This window comes from Lichenicola cladoniae, from assembly GCF_013201075.1.
Lineage (GTDB): Bacteria > Pseudomonadota > Alphaproteobacteria > Acetobacterales > Acetobacteraceae > Lichenicola > Lichenicola cladoniae.
In genome coordinates, this window is record NZ_CP053708.1 from 2,490,597 (window position 1) to 2,513,969 (window position 23,373).

Annotated in this window: 24 protein-coding genes; 8 read left to right on the forward strand and 16 right to left on the reverse strand. The window is 67.4% G+C overall.

The features are described 5' to 3' along the window. Window positions 1–24 precede the first annotated feature (24 nt). Both HN018_RS11540 and HN018_RS11545 read right to left on the reverse strand, forming a co-directional pair. Window positions 25–1,419: an outer membrane protein assembly factor BamB family protein gene (locus HN018_RS11540; protein ID WP_408886798.1), complete on the reverse strand. Its 1,395-nt coding sequence runs from the start codon at window positions 1,417–1,419 to the stop codon at window positions 25–27. Continuing rightward, window positions 1,419–2,120, reverse strand: coding sequence for a hypothetical protein (locus HN018_RS11545; protein ID WP_171835532.1), 702 nt, complete (start codon window positions 2,118–2,120; stop codon window positions 1,419–1,421). Before HN018_RS11545 ends, HN018_RS11540 begins: the two co-directional genes overlap by 1 nt. Window positions 2,121–2,335: 215 nt before the next feature. Here HN018_RS11545 and HN018_RS11550 point away from each other — a divergent pair, with 215 nt between their 5' ends. Further along, window positions 2,336–2,737 (forward strand): hypothetical protein, encoded by a 402-nt coding sequence (locus tag HN018_RS11550; protein WP_239478608.1) that lies wholly within the window; start codon window positions 2,336–2,338, stop codon window positions 2,735–2,737. Between the two features lie 16 nt (window positions 2,738–2,753). Here HN018_RS11550 and HN018_RS11555 read toward each other — a convergent pair whose 3' ends face one another. After that, window positions 2,754–3,224, reverse strand: a complete 471-nt coding sequence (locus HN018_RS11555; protein ID WP_239478611.1) for a hypothetical protein — start codon at window positions 3,222–3,224, stop codon at window positions 2,754–2,756. Window positions 3,225–3,305: 81 nt separating this feature from the next. Here HN018_RS11555 and HN018_RS11560 point away from each other — a divergent pair, with 81 nt between their 5' ends. Genes HN018_RS11560 through HN018_RS11570 form a run of 3 tightly spaced genes read left to right on the forward strand, consistent with a single transcriptional unit; the run spans window position 3,306 to window position 5,989 of the window. Next, a complete protein-coding gene (locus tag HN018_RS11560) occupies window positions 3,306–4,127 on the forward strand; it encodes a creatininase family protein (RefSeq protein ID WP_171835533.1) in 822 nt (273 codons plus the stop codon). After that, complete coding sequence (locus tag HN018_RS11565) at window positions 4,120–4,713, forward strand: cytochrome b (protein WP_171835534.1); 594 nt, start codon at window positions 4,120–4,122, stop codon at window positions 4,711–4,713. Before HN018_RS11560 ends, HN018_RS11565 begins: the two co-directional genes overlap by 8 nt. Window positions 4,714–4,747: 34 nt before the next feature. After that, window positions 4,748–5,989, forward strand: a complete 1,242-nt coding sequence (locus tag HN018_RS11570) for an MFS transporter (protein WP_239478613.1) — start codon at window positions 4,748–4,750, stop codon at window positions 5,987–5,989. Here the strand turns inward: HN018_RS11570 and HN018_RS11575 are convergent. The 7 genes from HN018_RS11575 to HN018_RS11605 form a co-directional block, all read right to left on the reverse strand. Continuing rightward, entirely contained in the window at window positions 5,934–6,704 is a 771-nt protein-coding gene (locus tag HN018_RS11575) for an SCO family protein (protein ID WP_171835535.1), read from the reverse strand. The two genes, HN018_RS11570 and HN018_RS11575, sit on opposite strands and share 56 nt — an antisense overlap. After that, on the reverse strand, window positions 6,701–8,020 hold the full coding sequence (locus HN018_RS11580; RefSeq protein WP_171835537.1) for a dihydroorotase: 1,320 nt from the start codon (window positions 8,018–8,020) through the stop codon (window positions 6,701–6,703). The genes HN018_RS11575 and HN018_RS11580 overlap by 4 nt, the downstream gene beginning before the upstream one ends. 86 nt (window positions 8,021–8,106) lie before the next feature. Continuing rightward, a complete protein-coding gene (locus HN018_RS11585; protein WP_171835539.1) occupies window positions 8,107–8,874 on the reverse strand; it encodes an SDR family NAD(P)-dependent oxidoreductase in 768 nt (255 codons plus the stop codon). A 264-nt stretch (window positions 8,875–9,138) separates the two neighbouring features. Then, the gene (locus HN018_RS11590; RefSeq protein WP_239478614.1) at window positions 9,139–10,569 is read right to left on the reverse strand and encodes an MFS transporter; all 1,431 of its coding nucleotides are present in this window, start codon (window positions 10,567–10,569) and stop codon (window positions 9,139–9,141) included. Window positions 10,570–10,602: 33 nt separating this feature from the next. Then, on the reverse strand, window positions 10,603–12,270 hold the full coding sequence (locus tag HN018_RS11595; protein WP_171835540.1) for a restriction endonuclease: 1,668 nt from the start codon (window positions 12,268–12,270) through the stop codon (window positions 10,603–10,605). 299 nt (window positions 12,271–12,569) lie between these two features. Then, window positions 12,570–13,634 carry an AbrB family transcriptional regulator gene (locus HN018_RS11600; protein WP_239478616.1) on the reverse strand — a complete coding sequence of 355 codons (1,065 nt, stop codon included), beginning with the start codon at window positions 13,632–13,634 and terminating at the stop codon, window positions 12,570–12,572. Beyond that, window positions 13,631–14,203 carry a hydrolase gene (locus HN018_RS11605; protein WP_171835542.1) on the reverse strand — a complete coding sequence of 191 codons (573 nt, stop codon included), beginning with the start codon at window positions 14,201–14,203 and terminating at the stop codon, window positions 13,631–13,633. The genes HN018_RS11600 and HN018_RS11605 overlap by 4 nt, the downstream gene beginning before the upstream one ends. Before the next feature lie 69 nt (window positions 14,204–14,272). On the opposite strand from HN018_RS11605, the gene HN018_RS11610 reads away from it, so the two are divergent. Then, the gene (locus HN018_RS11610) at window positions 14,273–14,878 is read left to right on the forward strand and encodes a TetR/AcrR family transcriptional regulator (protein WP_171835543.1); all 606 of its coding nucleotides are present in this window, start codon (window positions 14,273–14,275) and stop codon (window positions 14,876–14,878) included. Window positions 14,879–15,208: 330 nt separating this feature from the next. Here HN018_RS11610 and asnB read toward each other — a convergent pair whose 3' ends face one another. Genes asnB through HN018_RS11625 form a run of 3 tightly spaced genes read right to left on the reverse strand, consistent with a single transcriptional unit; the run spans window position 15,209 to window position 18,941 of the window. Then, complete coding sequence (gene asnB, locus HN018_RS11615) at window positions 15,209–17,008, reverse strand: asparagine synthase (glutamine-hydrolyzing) (RefSeq protein ID WP_171835544.1); 1,800 nt, start codon at window positions 17,006–17,008, stop codon at window positions 15,209–15,211. Next, window positions 17,008–18,030: a glycosyltransferase gene (locus HN018_RS11620; protein ID WP_171835545.1), complete on the reverse strand. Its 1,023-nt coding sequence runs from the start codon at window positions 18,028–18,030 to the stop codon at window positions 17,008–17,010. Before HN018_RS11620 ends, asnB begins: the two co-directional genes overlap by 1 nt. Then, complete coding sequence (locus HN018_RS11625; protein WP_239478618.1) at window positions 18,027–18,941, reverse strand: glycosyltransferase family 9 protein; 915 nt, start codon at window positions 18,939–18,941, stop codon at window positions 18,027–18,029. Before HN018_RS11625 ends, HN018_RS11620 begins: the two co-directional genes overlap by 4 nt. An 88-nt stretch (window positions 18,942–19,029) precedes the next feature. On the opposite strand from HN018_RS11625, the gene ygfZ reads away from it, so the two are divergent. Genes ygfZ through lpxB form a run of 3 tightly spaced genes read left to right on the forward strand, consistent with a single transcriptional unit; the run spans window position 19,030 to window position 21,427 of the window. Next, window positions 19,030–19,857 (forward strand): CAF17-like 4Fe-4S cluster assembly/insertion protein YgfZ, encoded by an 828-nt coding sequence (ygfZ, locus tag HN018_RS11630; protein ID WP_171835546.1) that lies wholly within the window; start codon window positions 19,030–19,032, stop codon window positions 19,855–19,857. Further along, window positions 19,854–20,252 carry a phosphoribosyl-AMP cyclohydrolase gene (gene hisI / locus HN018_RS11635; RefSeq protein WP_171835547.1) on the forward strand — a complete coding sequence of 133 codons (399 nt, stop codon included), beginning with the start codon at window positions 19,854–19,856 and terminating at the stop codon, window positions 20,250–20,252. Before ygfZ ends, hisI begins: the two co-directional genes overlap by 4 nt. Next, window positions 20,249–21,427, forward strand: a complete 1,179-nt coding sequence (gene lpxB, locus HN018_RS11640; protein ID WP_408886799.1) for a lipid-A-disaccharide synthase — start codon at window positions 20,249–20,251, stop codon at window positions 21,425–21,427. Before hisI ends, lpxB begins: the two co-directional genes overlap by 4 nt. A 68-nt stretch (window positions 21,428–21,495) precedes the next feature. Here the strand turns inward: lpxB and HN018_RS11645 are convergent, their stop codons facing one another. The 3 genes from HN018_RS11645 to HN018_RS11655 all read right to left on the reverse strand — a co-directional run bounded on the left by HN018_RS11645 (window position 21,496) and on the right by HN018_RS11655 (window position 23,358). Next, window positions 21,496–21,957, reverse strand: a complete 462-nt coding sequence (locus HN018_RS11645) for a GNAT family N-acetyltransferase (protein WP_171835548.1) — start codon at window positions 21,955–21,957, stop codon at window positions 21,496–21,498. A 388-nt stretch (window positions 21,958–22,345) separates the two neighbouring features. Then, window positions 22,346–23,029 (reverse strand): sel1 repeat family protein, encoded by a 684-nt coding sequence (locus HN018_RS11650; protein WP_171835549.1) that lies wholly within the window; start codon window positions 23,027–23,029, stop codon window positions 22,346–22,348. Between the two features lie 32 nt (window positions 23,030–23,061). Continuing rightward, on the reverse strand, window positions 23,062–23,358 hold the full coding sequence (locus tag HN018_RS11655; protein ID WP_204259513.1) for a hypothetical protein: 297 nt from the start codon (window positions 23,356–23,358) through the stop codon (window positions 23,062–23,064). Between the last annotated feature and the right edge of the window lie 15 nt (window positions 23,359–23,373).

Below are 23,373 nucleotides of genomic sequence, written 5' to 3' on the forward strand. Positions count from 1 at the left end.
GTCCGTTCACTCTTCATGATCGGCTCAACCGTAAGCCGAAAGCGTTGCATCGTTGGACACGACCAGCATGCGGCCGGCGGCAGCGATGGGCGCGAGCCCGCTGCCGCTCGACGTATGGGTCATTTCCTGGATCTTTCCGGTGATCGCATCCACCGAGATCATGCCGTGTGCCGGCGAATCGCTGACACAGACCAGAAGCCCGTTGGCGAGCAGCGGGCCGCTCCAGCTGATCGCCTGCTTCTCGACCTTCGGCCGGCGGAAGCGCGGCAGCACGGACACCCAGCGGACATGGCCGTTGCTCTTGTCGAGGCAGGCGAGCTGCTGGTCCTGGGACAACACGAACAGCCAGTCCCCGGCCACCACGAGGCCGTCCTTGCCGCCAACGGTCCGTTCCCACAGCCGGCGCCCGGATCGAAGATCGACCGCGGTCAGCACCTGGCCGACGCTGATCACGTAGGCGGTGCCGTCGGAGATCACCGGAAGACCGTGCACCGACGAAAAATCGAGGATGGAGTTACGCCCGCCGGTCGAGCCGAGCGTATCGCTCCACAGTAGTTCACCCGTTTCGGCGCGCAGGGCAGCGACGTCGCCCGAGCCGAAGCCAGCCAGGACGGTGCCGGCGACGACGGCCGGCGCAGGCTGCCCGAACACGATCGTCTGCGAGGAACTCGCCTGGTACATCCAGAGCTGCTTGCCGTCGGCGATGTCGAGGGCGAACAGCTTCTCGTCGATCGTGCCAAAGAACATGCGGCCGTCGGAAACGGTGGGGGCGGAACGGCCGGGCGTGCCGAGGTTCACCCGCCACTTCACCTTGCCGGTCGCGGCGTCCAGCGCCAGCGATTCGGCGACGCCGTCCACTACATAGACCGTGCCGTTCGAGTAGGTCAGCCCGCCACCGATGTTGGAGGACCGGCTCTTCTTCGGCTTGGTGTCGGTGCGCCAGACCCGCGCCCCGCTGGCGAGGTCGAAAGCCCCGACGACGCCGCGCCCGTCCATTGCGAACACGTGCCCGTCCGCCACCACCGGCTCGGCGCTCATCACGCCGCGGTCGCCGACGCCGCTGCCGAGGCTGGCACTCCAGAGGCGCTTCATCCCGCCGATCTGGGCGTTGATCGCCTCGTGGGTCGGGGTCCGGCCAGGCTGTTGCCAGTCGGCGTTCGCCACCACGGCCGGCAGGGTGATCGGCGTGGTATCCGTCTGGTCGACGACCAGGCCGGCGCCGACGCTCAGAACGTCCTCGCGCCGTCCGGCCAGCACCGGCTTCTTTTCCTCGTCAAACATGCCGCATCCGGCCATCGGCAGGGCCAATGCGCCGAGGCCACCCAACAGCACGGCGCGGCGCCGGAGCGGCGTCGCCATGATCGCGGGGCTGCGATCGTCAGGGAGGCTGGCAGAGGGGGTGTTGTCGTGCTTGGTCATCATCCGCCGGTCTTCGATGTGTCGAGTGTGTCGAGAAGTCCGCTCGCGCGGGCTCGCAGGCTCTGCGAGGCACCACCATCCTGGCTCAGCGTCGTCAGCTTTCGCTTCGCGTCCGCCAGGTGGTTCAGCCGCAGGTCGATGAGCGCATCCGTCTCGAGCGCCAGGAGGTGCCACGGACTCTTCGGCGCAAGGATGTCGCGCAGGCGGGTTTTCAGGATCGATGCATCGCCGTCATCCGCACGATGCTGGACCCACAACAGATCGGCGAGCCCGCGCATATCGGGATCGGCTGCCTGGTCCTTCGAGACCTGATCCCACAGATCCAGGGCCTTGGCCGTGTTCTTGGCCTGCCAGCTCAAAGCCGCCATGCGCAGCCGTGCAAGCGTGGCGAATCCTGCCGGTCCCTTGGCCGCGACCCTGGCGAACTCATCGATCGCGCGGAGCTGTTCCGGGGTCGGCGGCGCGTTCGGGCCTGCAGCGGCCGCGGGTGCGGTGTCGGCGTCCTTCTGGGCAATGAAGTAGTCCTGCGCCACCGCGACGGCCATCGAGCGCTGTCGGTAGAGAAAGAACTCCCAGCCCCCGGTTCCAAGACCCACCACGACCAGAAGCGCCAGCCCGAACAGGGCCAGCCGCCGATTGCGCGCGCGGGCGTGCTCGGCACGAAGATCCTCGTCGACTTCGTTGAAGATGTCGTCGACCACGCTGGGCTGCACTCCTGGATAACCGGTGCCAGCACAACGGACGCGGATGCGTCCCGGCTGGCAACCGAAGGCGGCGGACCATAGCGGCGGGACCCTGCGCCGGCAAACACTGCCTTATTATGCAGCAATCCGACGCTCAGGATCGCACCGGGTTCTCGTCACGGATCAGGTTTCGGTAAGTCTTTGTTCATTCCTCGCAGGCAGACTCCTGCAGGATGAAGAGGCCCGCGCCCCCTATCCTGCTGTCGATGCTCTGCGGGTTCGCCCTGCCGTGCCTCGGCGGTTGCGTTTCCGCCACGGTGGCTCCGGTCGCGGTCGGGCTGGGCGGCGACATCGCGATCTTCCATCGGTCGCTGCCGGACACGCTCTTTTCAGCAATCACCGGGCGCGACTGCTCGGTGGTTCGGCTGGATCGTGGCGAGAGCTACTGCCGCCCGGTCGACCCGCCGGTGCCGCCGACCCCATACTGCACGCGCAGCCTAGCCGGGGTCGATTGCTGGGCCAGTCCGGAACGGATGCCCAACATCCCGATGCAGGTCGCCCAGGGCCCACACCAGCTGACCCCGGAACAGGACCGGAAGCGTCTCGCGCGTTGGCCTGCCTCGATCGGCGAGTAGCCGGATGGTGGCCCGATTACTTCTTGCCGGGCTTGCCTTGCAGCTTCGCACCCGCATCCCGCAGGGCACCCGTCAGGCTCGTGAAGTTGGCGGCGATCCGCTTCTGCACGCCGGCGCTGACCGACTGGATCGAATCGATGCGCGACCGGGCGTTGTTGCTGATCGACGTCTGCTCCGCGGTCGCTTCCTTGGACACGCACGCGTTGTAGCTTCGCGCCGCCTTCTCGTAGGCCGTCACCTGATCGACGCTGGCGTTGTAGCGCTCGATCGTCGAGGTATCGACCGCGGGTGCCGCCGGCTCCCGCCCGCAATTGCCCGGGCTCCAGGCGCCGGCTGCTGCTCCTGCCGTCGTCGATGCGACCGGGCGGACGGCTTTCGATGCGTGGCGGACCACGTGCTGCGACGTGGCGGCTTCGGGTCGTCCCAGGGCAGCCGCCGGGCCGACACCGCATATCACCACCACCAGCGCGATCCGTGCCTTTGTCATCCCGACCTCTCAATCCCGTGTTTTCCCCGGTATCCTGGCCCCTCTGCCGATCGTCAAGCGCCACCATCCGGAGGAAACACCATGTCCGCTGCAGTCGTAACGAAGGTCAGGCTGGGTGCCCTGACCAGCGCCGAGGCCGGATTGCGTCTGCGTGCCGGTGCGACCGTTCTGCTGCCGCTCGGGAGTCACGAGGACCAGGGTCCGCATGCGCCGATGGGCGACTACATGAGCGCCGAGCTGATATCCGAGCTGATCGCGCTGCGTGCCATCTCCGCAGGCCATGACACCGTCGTCGCGCCGCCGCTGCCATTCGGCGGACGCGACTTCTTCGGCAGCCGCCCGGGCGGCATCGCGCTCCGTCAGGCGACGCTGCGCCTGGTGCTGAGGGACATGCTGGAGTGCCTGCTTCGCCATGCACCGGGCAGGCTGATCATCGTCAACGGCCACGGCGGCAATGCGCAGGCGATCCATGACGTCACGCAGGAGATCCTGCTCGAAAGCGGCGTGCTGATCCCGAGCTTCTACCTGTGGAAGATCGCGGGCGGCCTGCTTCCCGAACTGCTCGGCGCCGACCATGCGGCACGATCGTCCGGCCACGGCGCCGATCCCCTCGCCAGCGTGGCGATGCATCTGTTTCCGGAGCTGATCCGCGCCGACCTGATCCCGGCCGCGCCCGCGCCGCAGCGGACGATTGCCGGCCTGCCGATCGGCGGTTTCGGCACGGCTCGTTTCGAGGGCGTCGAGATCGGGATTCCGGTCGAGCTCGGCGAGACCGTGGTCACCGGCGACGCGACGCTGTGCAGCGCCGAAGCCGGGGCGCTGATCACCGAGCGGCTAGTCGCCCTCGGGGCCGGGCTGATCGCCCATCTCTCGTCGCATCCGGGAGCGTCCGTGGATGGGTGAGGACCGTCCGACCGGCCCGACCGGCCAGCGCTACGGTTTTGGGACGATCATCCTTCACTGGCTGACGGCCCTCTTGGTCGTCACCAATTTCGCCCTGGCACAAACCTGGCGCTTCATGCCCAGCCACAGCCCGCAGCAAGGTTCGCTCAAGCACCTGCATATCTCGTTCGGCGTAATGCTTGCGGCGGTGCTGTCCGTCAGGATCGTCTGGCGCCTGACGCACCGGCATCGATTTCCGGACACCGCCGGGCGTCTCGCAGGTGTCGCCGCCCGGACGGTTCATTTCCTGTTCTACGGGCTTCTTGTCGCGATGGTGCTGACCGGCCTCGGGAAACGATGGATCCCGGGCAGGCCGGTCGTGGTGTTCGGGCTGCCGATCCCTCCACCGTTCGCCTTCGACCCGAGCTGGCGACCCTACGCGAACGATGTCCACCACTACCTGGCCTGGACCATCATCATCCTGTCCTCCCTGCATACGGTTGCGGCACTCCTGCATCATTACGGTCGGCGAGACGGCGTGCTGAGACGGATGTTACCCGGCCGGCGGCGCAAAGCGTTTGTCGCAGTGCACAATTTGCGGTTATGACAGGCTCTCTCTTCCTGCCGCCGAGGGCGCTGCCGTGACGGATACCAAACTTCCAGCCAGGGCACCCCTCGTCCCTCCGCACGGCATCGGCTGGGCCATCTTCGCCCTCGCCGTCGGCGGTTTCGCGATCGGCACCGGCGAGTTCTCGATGATGGGATTGCTGCCGAGCGTCGCCGGCAACCTGCATGTGAGCGTTCCGGATGCCGGCAAGCTGATCAGCTTCTATGCGCTGGGCGTGGTGGTCGGTGCGCCGCTGATCACCGTGCTGTGCGCCCGGATGCCGCGGCGCCGGTTGCTGATGGCCATGATGGGGCTCTACGTGATCGGTAACCTGCTGAGCGCCCTGTCCCACGACTTCGCCACGATCGCTCTGTTCCGCTTCGTCAGTGGCCTGCCGCATGGTGCGTATTTCGGATGTGCCGCCCTGGTCGGTGCCTCGATGGTGGAGATGGGCAAACGTGCGCAGGCGGTTGGCCGGGTCATGCTGGGACTCACCACCGCCACCCTGATCGGTGCTCCGCTCGCCGCCTGGTGCGGGCAGATGATAGACTGGCACCTGGCCTATGCATTCGTGGCGTTGATTGCCGCAATAACAATAGGTTTGCTGGCGATCTTCCTACCGCCTATCGAGGCTGCGGAAGGCGCTTCGCCGTTGACCGAGCTCGGCGCGCTGACCCGGATCCAAGTATGGCTGGCCCTCGCGACTGCCGCAGTCGGGTTCGGCGGCTTGTTCGCGGTCTACAGCTACCTTGCTCCCGCGTTGATCAACAGTACCCGCATGGCGCCGACGCTGGTGCCGCTCGTGCTCGTGGTGCTCGGGCTCGGCATGGCGGTCGGCAACACGATCGGCGCCACCCTGGCCGACCGTAACCTGCGCATGTCGATCGTCGGCTTCATCGTTTGGAACGGCCTGGCTTCGCTGCTGTTCGTCTGGACCCTGCCGGCCTGGTGGGCGGTCACCATCGACGCGTTCCTGATCGGCTTCGGCGTTGCCCTGGCGCCCGCGCTGCAGACCCGGCTGATGGACGTGGCGGCGGACGCCCAGGCCCTGGCCGCGTCGCTGAACCACTCCGCCTTCAACATCGCCAACGGCCTCGGCGCGGCGTTCGCCGGTGCGGCGATCACTGCAGGCTATGGCTGGTCGTCGCCGGGCTGGGTCGGCGCGTGCCTCGCCGTGGGCGGACTGGCCATCTTCATGGTGTCCCTGGCGATCGAACGGATCAGGCCTGCTTCCGCCGTAACACCAGCAAGAGCGCCAGAATCAGTAGCAGCGTAAGCACTCCCATCAGCCGCAGGACCTTGACGATCGCCAGGCTGTAGCGGCCCGTCGCCGGGTCGTAATGGAAACACAGCAACAGGATCGACGGCGCGCGCTGGCCGATCGTTCCGGCCCTCGCCTGCGACAGCGCCGCCACCACCGCGCCCGGCTGATACCCGACGCCCAGCAGGTATCCCGAGACCGTTCCGTCCGGCGTCAGGATGACGATACCGGCCGGGTGCAGGAACTGCTTGAGCGAGACGTCATACCGGCTGTGATAGCCGACCGCCTGCTCGATCCGGCCGATCTCCGCTGACGGCGCCGTGGCGAAATGCCAGCCCGACGCGGCACCGGGCACCGCGAACCGGGCCAAGTCTCGCGTCTTGGCCTCGGCCGCGTCCCTCGGACCCTCCGCCGGATCGATGCTGAGGAACACCAGGCTGTAATCCTTCGGCAGATGCAGGCCACTTTCGGCCAGGGCCTGGAACGCATCGTCCCGGACCACGCCGCACAAGGCCGGACAGGCGAAATAGCCGAGCAGCAGCAAGGTCGGCTTGTGGTCGATCAGCCCGGCGAGGTTCGTCGCCCGCCCGTCGGAATCGACCATCCTGGTGGCCAGCGGCACATGCGCGCCGAGCTGCTGGTTGTAACCGATCCCGCCGAGGTCAGGCCCGGCGCCACCCAGTACTAGCGCCGCCCCCAGAAGAAGCGCGGTCCGAAACCGGTGTTTCACCAGGCGAATTTAGCCAGCCGGCCCGATGGGCCTCCGAGCACCGTATCGTCGCGCATGACCGTGGTCCCGCGCAGGATCGTGGCGATCGGCCATCCGGTGACCTGCATCCCGTCGAACGGCGTCCAGCCGCATGGCGTGACGATCCGGTCGTTGCTGATGGTGCGCCGGGCCTGCATGTCGACCAGCGTGAAGTCGGCATCGTTGCCCGCCGCGATCCGGCCCTTGCCCACCATGTTGTAGACGCGGGCCGGGCCGGCCGCCATCAGATCGACCACCCGCGACAGCGACAGCCGGCCGGCATTCACATGGTCCAGCATCACCGGCACGATCGTCTGCACCCCGGTTAGCCCGGCCGGGCACCCCGGCCATTCCCGCTGCTTGGCGCCCAGCGGATGGGGAGCGTGATCGGACGACACGGTATCGACGGTGCCGTCGCGCACCGCTGCCCAGCTCGCCTCGTAATGCCGGCGGTCTCGGATCGGCGGGTTCATCACCGCCAGTCCCCCAAGCCGCTCGTAGCAATCCGGCGCAACCTGGGTCAGGTGGTTCACCAGCACCTCGACCGTGGCGAGGTCACGGAATCCGCCGAGATAGCCCAGCTCCTCTTCCGTCGAGACATGCAGGATATGCGCGGAGCGACCGGTCTTGCGGGCCAGGGCCATGATCCGCCTGGTTCCCAGGAACGCACACTCCTCGTCCCGCCAGATCCGGTGCGTGTCGTACGGCATCCCCGTGGTGAACAGGGACCGGCGCTCCTGCAGCCGGTATTCGTCCTCGCTGTGGAACGCGATCCGGCGCCGGCCACTTCGCATCACCGCTTCGATCCCGGCATCGTCCTCGATCATCAGGTCGCCGGTGGAACTGCCTGCGAACACCTTGACCGCGCAGACTCCGTCCCAGCCCTCGTACTCGCCGAGCGACGCGGTGTTCGCGCGTGTCGCCCCGACATAGAACCCGAAATCGGTGTAGCTCTCCCGCGCCGCGTACTCCTGTTTCCAGTGCAGCGTCCCGGCATCGGTGATCGCCGGGCTGGTGTTCGGCATGTCGAACACCGTGGTGATGCCGCCGAGGATCGCCGCCCGGGTCCCGGTCGGAATACTCTCGATCGCCGCGTCGCCCGGATCGCGCAGATGCACGTGCGCGTCGATCAGTCCGGGCAGCACATGCAGTCCGGTCGCGTCGATCGTCTCGGCTGCTTCCGCGTACGTCTCGACGCCCAGCGCCGCGATGCGCCCGTCCCGCACGCCGATGTCGGTCTGCGTCTCGCCCCATGGCAGGACGCAGATGCCGTTGCGGATGATCAGGTCGTAGCGCATCGGCGGTGCCTCGTGACGGTCAGGATACCGAGCCTACGACACGGCACCATGTCCGAGAACCACCGGCCGAACACAGCATCCGGATGTCAGGCGCCGCCCCAGTTCATCGTCAGGCCGCCATCCATGGTCCAGGTCTGGCCGGTCACGTAGTCGGCGTCGTCCGACGCCAGAAAGACTGCCAGTCGCGCGATCTCTTCCGGCTGTCCCGGCCGGTGCCAGGGGATCGAGTCCATCGATTTCCTGCTCTTCTCCGGATCGTCCAGCGTTTCCTGGGTCATCGGGGTCTGGATCAGGCCGGGCGCGATGTTATTCACGTTGATCCGGTCGGGTGCCAGCTCGATTGCGAGGCTGCGGGTCAGCGAGCCGACGCCCGCCTTCGCCATGCCGTACGGCGCGCTGCCGGGTGTAGGCAGGTGCTGGGCCACCGAACTGATGGTTACGATCCGACCCTTGCCGCCGTGCTTCTTGCGCAGCCGGATGAAGGCGCGGCAGCAAAAGAGCGGTCCCATCAGGTCGGTGCGAAGAACCAGCTCCAGCATCTCGTCTTCGAGCTCGGCGACCGGCGTGCCGCCCATGCCCTTGCCGGCGTTGTTGACCAGCACGTCCACGATGCCGAGCCCGGATGCAGCCTGGAACAATGCCTCGACATCCGCGGGCCGGCCGACATCGCCCTGCACCACGACGGCGCGCCGCCCGGCCTTCTCGACCCGGCGCTTGGTCTCCTCGGCACCCTCGCGGTCGGTATGATAGCCGATGCACACGTCGGCGCCTTCGTGGGCGAACAATTCGGCGATCGCCTGACCGATGCCGGAGTCGGCTCCGGTCACGATCGCGATCCGGTGTTCGAGCTTCATGACAGGTCTCCTCGGTCAATTCGGCGACCGAACGCCTGAACCGTTGCCGGGACCGATGCTGCCCGCACACAAGCCGGTGTGCGGCTCAGCTCACCGCATGTGCCAGCCAGTAGAACACCGCACCCACCACCGCGGACGCCGGCAACGTAACCACCCACGCCACCACGATGTTGCGCCGACACCGACGATTGACCCGGTCACCATGTGCGTCATCGAGACCGGCGAGGTCCGGGCCCGGACCTGCTCAATCCACAAAGTCGCCGATCAGCCGCTCGTGCGCGCGGTTCCGAGCCGCGACAGGCTGATGATAGCGGCTACCAGCGCGAAGGCCGCGCCAACCTCCATGCACGCCGTCGAACCGTGATCATGGGTCAGCAAGAATATCATCGCGACGAGCGCCGCACCGCTGGTCTGACCCAGCAGCCGGGCGGTGGACAGCATTCCGCTGGCGCCCCCGGCCCGGCTCCTTGGCGCGGACAGCAGCATGGTCCGGTTGTTCGGCGTCTGGAACAGGCCGAACCCGGCGCCGCACAGGGCCAGCCGCCAGATCAGCGCGACATTGTCCGGATGCGCCGGCAGCGCGGCGATCAGCAACAACCCGGCGGCCAGGGCCACCAGGCCGAGCGCACCGAGCAGGCCGGCGGGAACACGGTCCGACAACCGGCCGGCCATCGGCGCCACCACGACCAGCGCCAGCGGCCACGGCGTCAGCAACAGGCCGGTCTGCACTTCGGAGTGGCCGAGCGTGTTCTGGATGTAGAACGGAAGGGACACGAACGCGAGCATCTGCGCCGCGAACGACATGACCGACGTCGCGATCGACAATGCAAAGATCGGTATCCGCAGCAGGTCGATCGGCAGCAGGGGAGCAGCCTGGCCGAACTGCCGGCGAACCAGCAGAATGCCACACGCCAGGGTCGCGACCGTCGTGGCAATCAGCAGCGGCATGTCCGATTTATGGCCGACGCTGTCTATCGAAACGATCAGTAGCCCGAACGTCGCAGCGCTCAACAGCGCACTCAACGTGTCGAACGGGCGCACGGCAACCGGTGTGCGTGGCAGGCTGGTTATCGCGATCAACACTGCAACGATGCCGATCGGCACATTGACCGCGAACAGCCAGGGCCAGTTCGCCAGGCTGAGGATCCCGGCGGCGACCGTCGGCCCGACCGCCGTCGCCAGCGCAACCACCATCGCGTTCAGGCCGATGCTTCGCCCCAGATGGCGCTTCGGATAGATGAAGCGGAGCAGGGCGGCATTGACGCTCATGATGCCGGCGGCGCCGAAACCCTGCAGCACGCGCGCCAGTGTCAGCCCGACCAGCGACCCCGACAGCGAGCACAACAACGAGCCGACCACGAACAACACGAGGCCCGCGCGGTAGACACGCTGGTAGCCGACGATCTCGCCCAGCGAGGCCAGCGGCAGCAGGCTCACCGTGATGGCGAGCTGATAGGCGTTGACCACCCAGATCGAGGAGGCCGGGCTGACATGCAGGTCGCGGGCGATCGTCGGCAAAGCCACGTTCGAGATCGTGCCGTCGAGCACCGCCATGCTGATGCCGAGAAAGATTGTGGCCATCGCCCAGTAGCGGCGGGGTCCCGGCAGCCCATCCTCTTCTATCGTGGGGGCGACGTGCCCGGCGCTCCCGTCCGCACCCGGATATTGCATGCTCACCAGGTCATCCTCGGGCATCCGCACAATCAGGCCGGCAGTATGGTCCCATCGTCAGGACGGATCAAAAGCCCGCAGTTCCTCGTGATGGATCAGGTAGACGCCGTTCGTACGCGCGAGCTGCCGGGCCGCCGGCGTGAACGACGCATTCGACACCACCGCCGCCAGGTCGGCCCGCTGGTGCAGCCGCGCGGCCGAGATCGCCTGCACCGCCGAGTTGCCGACCGGACTGCTGTACAGCTTGCACTGGAGAACCAGCGACCTGCCGGCACGACGCGCCAGCACGTCCGTGCCCTGGTCGCCGCTTGCCGCCGTCACCTGCGCCTTCCAGCCGGCCGCGCGCAACAATATCGCGCAATGGCGCTCGTAGTCGGCCGGCTCCATCCGCGGGTCGAATATCCGCGGATCGCTGACGAACCGCTCGCGTATTGCCTCGGACCTGCCCAGTGCCGACCCCGGTGCCGACGCCGCGAGTTCGAGCCGATGCTCGACGTCGCCGTTAATGAGCAGCCACTGGTCATCGAGCGCGTTCGCGGCCAGCAGCGGCATGATCCGGGTCTTGTAGAAATACGCCCGTTCCTTGTTCCAGCGGGCAAGATCGATTGTCCCGTAGGCGTCCACGCCGACCAGCTGCAGTTTCCTGATCTGCAGCGTGCGCTGGTGGGTCACGATCTCCTGCACCGCAAGTCCGTACGCTTGTCGCGCCCGTCGCCGTCGCGACCGCGCCCCGTGCAGACGACGCACGCCGACCACACCCAGCACCATCCCGGCGATCACCAGGATGACGACCGCGATCCGGCCGCTGCCACCGGAACCGGTTGCAGCGAGGTCCTGAGGCCTCGGCCTAAGGTTTTCCTGTTTCTTGGCTGGTGCCAACGGCTTCCGCTCGGCGACCGTGGTCACATCGCCCGGGCGGAAATACAGCGGTGGTTCGCCGATCACCGCCGGGACACGCCGCAGCAGAAGCAGCCCGCGTTCCTCGGCAACCTTCTCCCAGCGTTGCGCCGGGAGAGCTTCGAAGCAGTGCCCGTCCGCACGGTCGGTCGCGATCGCCTGGATGCCGTCGGCACGCGGATCCGAACAGGCCACGATCATCGAAGCCGTCCGGAACATGTCGGTCGCAACGACCGGGCTGCGCAGCGCAACGGCATCGGCGTCCGACATGAAACCGGCCGCGTCCGGCCGGTGCGCGACGCGTTGCCATGTCATGATCGCAGCGCGCGTCGCATTGCCATAGACCCCGTCGCCCTCGGTTCCCGCTGCCAGGAACCCGAGTGCGACCAGGCGCTGCTGCAGGCCGATCGCCTGTTCGATCGGTCGCGATGCCTCCTCGCGCGCCGGCCCCGACATCTGCCCGAGCCAGACAGCGCGGTCAGTCTCGGTTTGCGCGGCATAGCAGGCCGGCACGCCGGGTGGCATCGGACGATGCCGCGCGTTCGATGCCGGGACATCGCAGGCGGCGCGAAGCCTGCTGTCGAACATCGCGGCCTGCGCACGCAGCGCTTTCCATCCGCCCGGGCCATACAGATGCCGAAGCGCTTGGTACGATTGCGCGAGCATCAGTTCCTCGCGGCTCATGCCGGTATCGTCGCAGATCAGTTGCGACAGCCTGTCGGCGGGTGCCGGGCGCGGGCAAACGAAGCTCGGGCCGATGCGCACAGACTCCGCAATGCCCGCCGCCGGCATCAGAAGCAGGAACAAGGGCAAGGCAACGCGCTTCATCAAGGCACTCAAATCGGACTCACGTTGCCGATTCTCGTTTATGAGCCACGCTGTGACAACAACTGCTTTAGTTCGAACCGCTATCGCACCGTAAGCGGTTAGTGCACGCGCCTCGACTCGCTACCGCCGAGTTCGACCCTCCGCGGACCAGCATGTTCGACGAGCAATTTCCTCTGGCGAACGGGCACGACCGCACTCCCGGCCAGGCAGGCGATGCGGCTACGTTTACACCAGGCAGGTGGCCAGCTTCGGGACGCACCTCGATCGGCGTTGTTGAATCCCCCGCGATCCGGCGCACATTACTGTGGACCGCTGAACCTCATGGAACCTGTTCCCCCCTGAACTGCCTTGGCAACCAGCCGGGCCAGCACCGGGCCGGCCAGAAGCACCAGGAGGAACCGGCCCATCTGCATCGTCATGACGAACGGCACGTCGACCGGGGATGAGGCGGCGATGATCGCCACTGTATCCGCACCGCCGGGACTGGTGGCGAGATAGGCGGTCAGTGGCGCGATGCCATCGAAGCGGTGCAAACCGTAGGCGAACAGGCCGCCCAGCGCGATCAGCGACACGATCGACGCCAGTATCCCCGGGAAGGCGTGGGCCGCATTCCGCAGCACCAGGGGGGTAAAGCGCATCCCGATACCCCAGCCGAGCACGGCGTAGGCGATCGCCAGCAGCCAGGGTGGGATCACGATGGTCATCACGCCGGAATCGCAGAGCACCATGCCGGCAAACATCGGCACCAGGAGCGGGCCGCCGGGGATACGCAGCCGGATGCCGGCCAGAGCACCCAAGCCGGCCAGCAGCAGGGTCTCGGCGATCGGGATCGGCGGCAGCGGCGCGAACCACCCGGTCATTGCAACGGCCCCGCCGGCGCCGGCGGTCCAGAGCCTGGAAACCGCGGAGGAAATGGTGGCGACGCACGCCACACGGAAATATTGCGAGAACGCAACCAGTTGCATGTCGGCGCCGTAGGACGCCGACATCAGGGTCATCACCGTGGCAGCACCCGGCATCACGCCCCAGATCGCGGTGGTGCCGGGCAGCACGCCGAAGCGTGCCAGGACGGCGCCGAGTGCCAGCGACGCGATGAGCGTCGAGCCGATCCCGGCCAGGAACATCGGCCAGCGGGCGGTGACCTCGCCGAACAGGGACGATGGCAGCTTGGTGGCGATCATGCAGCCGACCAGTGCCTGGGCGGCAAGGAACACCGGACGGGGGATGGAGACCGGGCATCCGCGGGAGGCAAGCATAATCGCGGCGACCACCGGCCCGAGCAGCAGGGCGGCCGGCATGTGGATCGCCTCCAGCCCGAAGACCAAGAGCGCCGACAGGCCAAGCAGGAGGATGGCGGCGGTCACGCCCCGATTAGATCCAGGTCCGCAGCGTGGATGACGCGGGAGAGGCGCGGCAGGACATGCCCGATCGTCATCGCGTGCAGCTCCGCTGAAACGCTGGAGCATGCATCCTCGGCCACCACCACGTGATAGCCGTGCTCCCAGGCGTGACGGACGGTGGATTCGACTCCGAAGTTGGTCGCGATCCCGCCGAGCACCACTGTCGAGATGGAGCGACGGCGCAGCACGGTGTCGAGCTCGGTGCCGGTGAAGGCGCCCCAGTGGCGTTTCGTGACGACGATGTCGCCGGGCTGCTGCAGGCCATCGGCGAGGGTGCTCCAGTCAGGCGGAAGGCCGGTCTCAGGGATCTGCATCGCGCGGTCGACCTTGCCGGGAGGAGCATCGGAGAAGTCAGCGGCGAAGGCGACGCGCACCAGGATCACGGTGGCGCCTGCGTCGCGGAAGCGGATGGCCAGCGCCTTTCCGGCAGCCAGGGTCTGCTCGCCGGTCCTGGGTGCCAGGGGCATGCCGACGATGCCGTTCTGCAGGTCGATAAGGACCAGGGCGGTGCTCGTGGGATCGAGACTGAGCATGGGGGGTCTCCTTGGCGGCAATTTGCTGCCATAGTTTGCGAGGGTAGCCTCAAATTGAGAAAGTAGAAGATGTCCTCGCATATCGCAAGGCCCAAGGTGGCCCTACCGCCGATCCGCCTGCGCGGCCGGCAGCGAGTGGCAATCATCCTGGACGCTGCGGCGTCGGTGTTCGCAGAGAAGGGCGTGGAGGCGGCGACGATGACCGAAATCGCAGCCCGCTCAGGTACTGCGATCGGCTCGCTCTACCGCTTCTTCCCGGCGAAGGAATTGCTGGCGGACGCATTGTTCGCCCGCTACGCGGAGACGATCCTGAGCGGTCTCACCGCGCTTGCAGATACGGCGGTAGCGCTGGGTCCGTTCGGCCTGGCCGAAGCCCTGCTGGCTCTCATTCTGTCGCAGCGACCCGATCGCGACGCGGCGGTGGCGATCGCCGAGATGCGGGATGACGGGGCGGCGCTGCGGGCCGGATTGCGGGATGCGATCCGGGAGCATCTCGAGGTGATCCTGACGGTCGGCGGTCTGGCGCCGGACCGGGCGAAGCGGGCTGCGCCTGTCGTGCTGCAGGCGATGAAGGCGCTCCCCCTCCTGGTGCGCGAAGGGATCGACGAGATGGCGACGATGGCAGAACTGCGCTCGATGATCGGGCTGTATCTGCAAGACGCAGCGGTTGCGTAGGAGGCGGATGCGATCGCGATCGGAAAAGGTCTTCGATCTCTTCCGAATAACTCCCTGACGTCTTGGCTGCGGCCACGGAGAAAGGTTGCGGTGTGAATAGTAGTCGCCACGGTCGACGTGCGCGCGCGGACGCCGCTTGGAGCTCGTCCCTCCCCGATCGAACCAGCCGCCAACTTCACAACGCACGAATTCACCGACGTATCGTTCTGAATCGGTATCGTCGAAACTCGCGCGGCAACCATCCGGCACGTTCGTTGGCTGCTTCAGCGGCAGGCAGCGCCCGACCACCGCCAACGTCGCGGCGCAATCCGGCTTAGCCCCGAACCACGATCACCCCGCCAGGGTCTCGAACACGTCGCCGGACGGGAGCTTTCCCTGGATGTGCGTGCGATGCCACAGCGCATAGAACAACAGGGTCCAGGCCGCATGCTGTTCGCGACGACCGGCCGCGTTGCGGAACAGCGCCAGCACCCGATCCGGCGCCGCGATCTCTGCGACACCGCCCTGGGCCGCGACCAGCGGCGCCAGCCGGTCGCCTTGCGCCGCGATCCAGGCGCCGACCGGCACGGTAAAGCCCTGCTTGGGCGCGAACGGGCGCGCCTCCGGCATCTGCGTCTCTAGCCAGCGGCGCAGCAGCCACTTGCCCATGCCCCGGCGGACCTTGAGCCCGTCCGGCAGCCTGAACGATGCCGCCGCGACGGCCGGGTCCAGCAGTGGCGTGCGTCCCTCCACACCATGCGCCATCAGGCACCGGTCCAGCTTCAGCAGCAGGTCGTGCGGCAGCCACTCCGCGATATCCGACGCCTGCGCCGATGCCAGCCGCGAGCACCCGCTGCCCGCGGAGAGCTCGGTCGCCGCGATGCCACTGCGCCAGTCCCGGTTGCGCCCGCCGGCGACATCCGCGCGCAGCACGTTCAGCCCGTCGAACGTGCCGCGCCGGCGCATCGCCCGGCCGCCACGCCACCAGGGCCGCATCGCGCTGCGGTAGCGACCGTAGCCGGCAAACAGCTCGTCGCCGCCCTCGCCGCTCAGGATCACCTTCACGTCGCGACGGGCCCGCCGCGCCAGCAGCCAGGTCGGGATGATGGCGTAGTCGGCCACCGGATCGTCCATGCTGGCGACGATTTCCGGCAGATGCCGCCAGACCATCGCCTCGTCGATCCGCATCACCTCGTGCCTGGCCCCGGCCGCCCGTGCCAGCCGTGCCGCCTGCTCGCTCTCGTCCGCGGCCTCCGGGACGTCGAACGAAGCGGTGAAGGCCTGCACCCGTTCGTTGCCGAGCCGCGCCATCATCCGCAGCACGGCCGCGCTGTCGATCCCGCCCGACAGGAACATGCCCGTCGGCACGTCCGCGCGCTGGTGCAGCGACACGCTCTCCTCGAGCGCACGATCGAGGCGGGCCAGCGCCTCGGTTTCGCCGATTTCCTCGGTCGGGCCTTCCGGCAACGCCTGGATACGGCTGCGGTCGATCACCCGGCCATTCGCCACCCGGATCGTCTCGCCCGGCAACACGCGCCTGATTCCGGGAAAGATGGTTTCCCGTCCGGTTGTGAACTGGAGCTGAAGCAGCTCGTTCCGCGCCTCGGTCCGCACCTCGCGCTTCGCGATCCCGGCCGCCAGCAACGCCTGCGGCTCGGAGGCGAACGCCACGCCGGTCTCCAGCTCGGCGACATAGAGCGGCTTGATCCCGAACGGGTCGCGCGACAGCGTCAGGTTATGGGTGCCGCGCTCGTGGATCGCGATCGCATACATGCCGCGCAGGCTCTCGACATATCGCCCGCCGTCGCGCAGCCACAAATGCAGCGGAGGCTCGCAGTCGCTGCCGCCGGCGAACCGCACGTCGGACAATGCCTTGCGCAGTTCTAGATCGTTGTAGATCTCACCATTGGCGACCAGGGCGGCGGGACCTGCGAAAATGGGCTGGTCGCCGCCGTTGAGATCGATGATCGCCAGCCTGGTATGTACCAGCGCCACGCGCCCGACCATGGTGTGGCCGGTGCCATCCGGGCCGCGATGCGCCAGGGCCCGGACCAGGGACGTCAGGCAGGCGCTGTCGAACACCGGCTGCCCTGCGACCGTGACGCCGGGAGCACCCGTGTGGGCCAGCGCAAAACCGGCGATGCCGCACATCAACTCTTCTCCACGGTCGTCAGGAATTGCCGCCACCGGTCGAGCACCGGCCCGGCCGCGAACTCGGCCTGGTACCGCGCACGGCCCGCTTCCGCCAGACGGGCCGCGAGCCCGCGATCCTCCAGCACGTGGGCCAGCGCCTCGCCGAGCGCCGCCGCATCCTCGAGCGGCACCAGCACGCCGTCCTGTCCGTTCCCGATCAGCTCGACCGGACCTTGCGAGGCCGCCGCCACCACCGGACGGCCCGCCGAGAACCCCTCGATCACCACGTTGCCCAGCGGCTCGTGCCGGGACGGGCAGACCAGCACGTCGCAGGCGGCCAGCAGCGATCCGGTATCGTCGGCCCAGCCCGGCATGTGCAGCCGGTCGGTCACCCCTTCCGCACGCGCCAGCGCCGCCAGCGCGGCCCGCTCCGGACCCTCGCCGGCGATCAGCACGTGGGCATGGGGAATGTGCCGCATCGCCCGGACCAGCACGTCGAACGCCTTGTTGCGATGCAGCCGCCCGAGCGCCAGCACCAGCTTCGCATCGGCCGGGATCGAGGCTGGCCGCGCTGGGGCGAAGCCCGCGAACTCGGCGGCGAAGTTCGGCAGATGGTGCACGCGCTCCGGCGCCCAGCCCTGCTCGCGGATCCACGCGACGATGCCCAGCGTGTTGCCGATCAGATGATCGCACCGCGCATAGTTCGAGAGGTCGTAGAACCCGCCGAGCCTGCCTGCCAGCACCCAGTCACCCTTCGGCGTCATCCGGGCCGCGCGGTTCATCCAGGCGACCGCCACCCTTGGCTGGAAGCTGCGAAGCGCGTGCCCGATCCGCGGCCGGGTCAGCAGATCGAGGCGCCCGCCGAAGCCGAGCTCGACCGGCGCCAACCCGCCGGCCCGAAGATGTCCGGCGCGCTTGGCGTTGCGGCGGATCACCGGCAGCACCTCCATCGTCGACCCCAGCGCCACCGTCAGACGCTCGTAGAAGAGCTCGGCGCCGCCCGCCTCGGCACCGGCCATGATATGGGCGACCCGGGTCATGCCAGGCCCAGCAACGCGCGGGCGGCAACCACGGCATCCTCGACGGCCAGGCCGGCAATCGGCGCGTCGCCCTCCGGTCCGGGTGCCGCCACGAACGCGGCCTGGCGCCCGACCGGCGCATATTCGGAGGCCTTGCTCGGCCCAAACAGGCCGAGCGTCGGGATGCCGGTCGCCGCCGACAGATGCATCAACCCGGAATCGTTGCCGACATAGAGCTGGCAGCGCTTCAGGCAGGCGGCGACTTCCGCCAGCGACAGCCGGCCGCGCAAATCCACCGCCTCGTCGAGACGATCCAGCAGCCCCTGCGCCATCGCATGTTCCGCAGGCCCCGGCCCGGCCAGCACAACCGGCAGGGCGTCGGGCAGCGCCTGCCTGATGGCGGCGAACAGCTCGGCGAACCGCTCCGCCGGCCACACCTTGCCGGCCCAGTTCGCGGTCGGCCCGAGCGCGATCAGCGTCCGCCCCGACGGCAGCAGGCTGGCGGCCTTCGCATCGTCCGCGGCACTGGTCCAGACCACCGGCACCGGTGCGGGGGTCAGGCCGAGCGCGCCGCCGAGATGCCTGATCCGGTGCCCGGCGCGACGGCCGCCGCGCATGATCGTCCGGCCCCTGGTGCGGAGCAGCAGCGTGACCGCCGATCCCCGGAGATCGACTGCCAGGTCCCATCGCGTGCCGATGCAGGCGCGCCACAGCGAAAGCCAGTGCAGGTCGTAGCGCCGCTTCTCGACGATGATGGTCCGGGTCCGGCCCGGCATCCGCTCGAACAAGCCGGCCGCGACCGGACCGCAGGCGATGGTGACCTGCGGATCGGGCATCGACCGGATCAGATGGTCGAGCAGCCCGGTCGACAGCACCGCATCGCCCAGCCTCGTCGCGGTGATGAACAGGATACGGGTCAGGCGCTCGCTCACGGACAGCAGGGTTGAGGGGCAGGATTGGCCGACCTGTTAGAACCTTTCCCCGGTTGCCGGAAGCCGAGCGCTCCCCCAAGTTCCGGTCATGCTCAAGCTTGCCCACCTGCCCGCCCGTGCCGTCCTGTCGGTCTCCGGCGAGGACCGCGTTCCGTTCCTGCAAGGACTGGTCTCCAACGACGTGGCGCTAGCCGCTCCCGGCCGCGCGGTATGGGCGGCCCTACTGACGCCGCAGGGAAAATACCTCGCCGATTTCTTCATCTTCGCCGACACCGACCGGCTGCTGCTGGATTGCGAGCGCGACCAGGCGCCGATGCTGGCGACCAGGCTGTCGCGGTTCCGCCTGCGCTCCAAGGTGGTGGTGGCCGGAACCGGCCTCGCCGTCAGCGTTGCCTGGGACGGCATCCCCGACTTGCCGGCAAACGCCATCGGCGCACCCGATCCGCGCCTTGCCGCCGCCGGTTTCCGCATCCTGTCCAAAATGCCGATGCAGTCGGAAGCAAACGAGGCTGACTACGACCGCCACCGCCTTCTGCTCGGCCTGCCCGACGGCACACGCGATTGCGAACCGGAAAAGACCGTGCTGCTTGAGGCCGGCTTCGACGAGCTCGACGGCATCTCCTGGACCAAGGGCTGCTACATGGGCCAGGAACTGACCGCCCGCACCCGCTATCGCGGCCTACTCAAGCGCCGACTGGTCCCGGTCACGTCGCACGCCGCGCTGCCACCGCCCGGCACGCCCCTGCTGCACGAGGGACGCGACATCGGCACCATGCGATCCTCGTCCGAGGGGCTGGGCCTGGCGGTGCTGCGGCTCGAGCACCTGCACGGCACGGTAGAGTTCGGCGGCTGGACGATGCAGGCCCGCGTCCCGGACTGGATGCGCCTGCCCGAGCCATCGGCGACGCCAGCATGAACCAGGCCGTACTGGCGCAGACCATCGACCGGGTTGCCTTCGACAGCGCCGGCCTGATCGCCGCGATCGCCCAGCAGCATGATACGGGCGAGGTGCTGATGCTCGCCTGGATGAACCGCGACGCCCTGGCCGAGACCCTGGAAACCGGCCGGGTCTGCTATTTCAGCCGCAGCCGGAATAAGCTGTGGCGCAAGGGCGAGAGTTCGGGACAGACCCAACGCCTGATCGAGCTGCGCCTGGATTGCGACCAGGACGCCGTGCTGCTGATGGTCGACCAGACCGGGGTCGCCTGCCACACCGGCCGGCGGAGCTGCTTCTACAACGCGGTGCGGGACGGCGCGCTGGTCAGCATCTCCGAGCCGGACGTCAGTCCCGACCAGCTCTATCCGAGCTGAACATCGTGGCTCCCACGATCTGGATCATGGCCGGCGAGGCCAGCGGCGACGTGCTCGGCGGGCGCCTGATCGCCGCCTTGCGCCGGCAGCGGCCGGACCTGCTGTTCCGCGGCATCGGCGGCGTGCGCATGACCGAGCAGGGGCTGGAGAGCCTGTTCCCGATGCGCGAGCTCGCCGTCATGGGCCTGGTCGAGATCCTGCCCCGTGTGCGCAGCCTGGCCAGGCGCCTGGACATGGCCGTTGCCGACATCACCCGGACCCGGCCGGATCTGGTGGTGACCATCGACAGCCCCGGCTTTGCGCTACGGCTGCTGAAGCGGATCAGCGGCCTCGGGATTCCGCGCGTGCATTACGTCGCACCGCAGGTCTGGGCATGGCGCGAGCATCGTGTGCGGGAATATCCGGGCCTGTGGGAACGGCTGCTGTGCCTGCTGCCGTTCGAGCCCGCATTCTTTCGCCGGCACGGTCTGGAAGCCCGCTTCGTCGGCCACCCGGTGCTGCAGTCCGGTGCCGACACCGGCAATGCCGTCCGGTTCCGGGCCGCCCACGGCCTGGACCCGGCTGCACCGGTACTGGTGCTGATGCCGGGCAGCCGGCGCAGCGAGGTTCCCCGCCTGTTGCCGGTGTTCGGCCGGACATTGTCCCTGCTGGCCGCACGGATACCCGGGCTGGTGCCGGTGGTGGTCGCCTCCCCGGTCGTGGCGGAGACCGTGCTGCGCGCGACCCGGGACTGGCCGGTCCAGCCGATCATCGTCACCGAACTGCACGACAAGCACGACGCGTTCGCCGCCGCCGGTGCCGCGCTGACCAAGTCCGGTACGTCGACCCTGGAACTTGCCCTGGCCGGGGTGCCGATGGCGGTCACCTACCGGGTCAACCCGATGACTGCCGCAATCGCCCGCCGCCTAATCCAGGTGCCGCACGTCGCCATGGTCAATCTCCTTGCGGGCCGGCAACTAGTGCCCGAATTGCTGCAGCAGGATTGCCGTCCGGACCGCCTGGCGGAAACGGTCGAAACGTTGCTGACCGATACCGAGGCTGCGGGGGCACAACGCGAAGGATTTCGCACCGTGCTGACCAGCCTCTCGATCGGAGAGGAAGCGCCTGCGGATGCCGCTGCTCGCGAGATTTTGGAACTGCTGTACCAGATCGGCGGGAACGCGCCAGGTGAGTAGGCCTGACACCCGATACGCATGCGGTATGCTAGTCTGGGTTTAAAAGCGGCATCTCGACTGCCGCGGGATCAAGCAAGGCGTTTACTCATGTGCACGGCAATGCCGATGTTCGGCACGGTCTCCTCATGGTCGAATTGGTAACCAAGCCGCTCGTAAAGCCGTATAGTCTTGGTGAACCGGCTGTTGGTGTAGAGCCGCATTTCCGCAAGACCTATTGACCGCGCAATCTCTTCGGCATGCCCCAGAAGAGCACGGCCATACCCCCGGCCTTGGAAGATAGGCAACACCGCAACGTTCACGACGAGCAGGTGGTCACTTTCGGGGCACATCTCTATCAAGGCGGAAAGATCGCCGTCTCTATGCAACAGGTCGATCATGTGGTCTCGCACCGCAACGTCGTAGTCAGCTGTCATCGGCCTCGGCTCGCCACCGATGACGCTAACCCACGCGGCGTAGGCAGAACGTGTCAGTTCACGAACGGCCGCGGCGTCGCAGCGGGTTGCTCGCCGGGGCGTCAAGCCTTCACGCATGTGCGTCATACTCGTCAAAACCCGTTGCAAGTATGCTCCAATCCGATCTCTCGCATAAGTCGGCTCCATGTCGATTACAGGTAGGCATGCCGTCGCAACGGGTGGGAGCCGGACTCACCGCCCAATCATCTGCATCAGCTTCCTGCGCCATCACCACGTTCTCAATCGGCGAGAAAGAATTGGCCCGATCCGGTCCACGGAAGGTGTTCCATCCTGCCGCGCTGCAAGACCGCACGGCGACGACCCCAAAAGTGGGAGCGGACATCGCTCACTCTTACTGAGTGAAGTGCATTTACCCGTTTTGGCTATTCAAAATCTCTCAAGTATTCTCTGAGTAGTCGACCGTCCGGGACCAAAGATTCCAACCATTCAAGTCCAAAAGCACCAGTCAGGTCAGGTCGCCATCCTGCTGCATGATGTCCTGCCAGGTGCACGGCGAGGTTTGCCAACTGACCTTCCGCTCAGCGGCTTCGATCTGAACTGCCGGCGTCGCTTCCTCCATGAGGCTTACCCGCAACCGTGCGGCGCCATCCACCTTGTTGGTCTCGGCGATCTCGGCCCACATGAGTGCGACCGCTGGATCCTCCGGCGCCCCGAACACCCGATCTGCGGCTTGTTTCATGACATTGTAGCGGAACGGGCGTCCCGCATAGATGCGGGCAAGCTCCATCTGCGCCGGCCCGTAATTCTGCAAGGCGGCCCGGCACAGCCATTCGGTCGCTTTCTCGTTGCTGTAGATGGCATGGCGGCGATTGTCTGCGCGCTTCGTGACGGTACAGCACCAGGAATCCCCTAGATTGAACTCGGCCTGCGGATCGCCTGCCTCGGCCGCTGCCTGGTAGATACGGCGTTCGCCCATATCCTTGACTGCGACGGCACCTTGCACGACGCCTGCGGCGCAACCGTTGAGAAGAAGGAGAAGCGCCTGGCTCGCCATGGCGAAAGGCCAAACGGTTTTGTAACAGCGCTTCATTTGCATGACCTTTCGACTGATGGGAGAAACGATAATCGCGCGTTGATTGCTTCCTCGCGGAAGGCCGTCGGGCTGCTGCTGTCGAAATACATCGCCCATGATCCCGCCGCATCGTCAGCTAACAGTCGGCTTCAACCGTTTGCTACCTTGCGAACTTTCCCGAAATAGGTGGCCAAAAAAGTGCCGCTCGCCAGGAAGCCAACCGCCAAGGCGGCAATCTGAAGATTGGGTCCGATGACGATCAGCCGTCGCCAGACGATGAACAGTCCGACAAGCAGGTTCGACGCCCCCCATATGAAGTTCAACAACGGCGACGACTCACCGACGCCGCGAGGCTTGGCGAACGGTGTCGGAAACCATGCACCCTGGACGCCGCTGACCAGATGCGGAACGCAGTTGCACAGGAGCGCGCCTGCCAGCAGCAGCATGAGGTAAGTCATCAA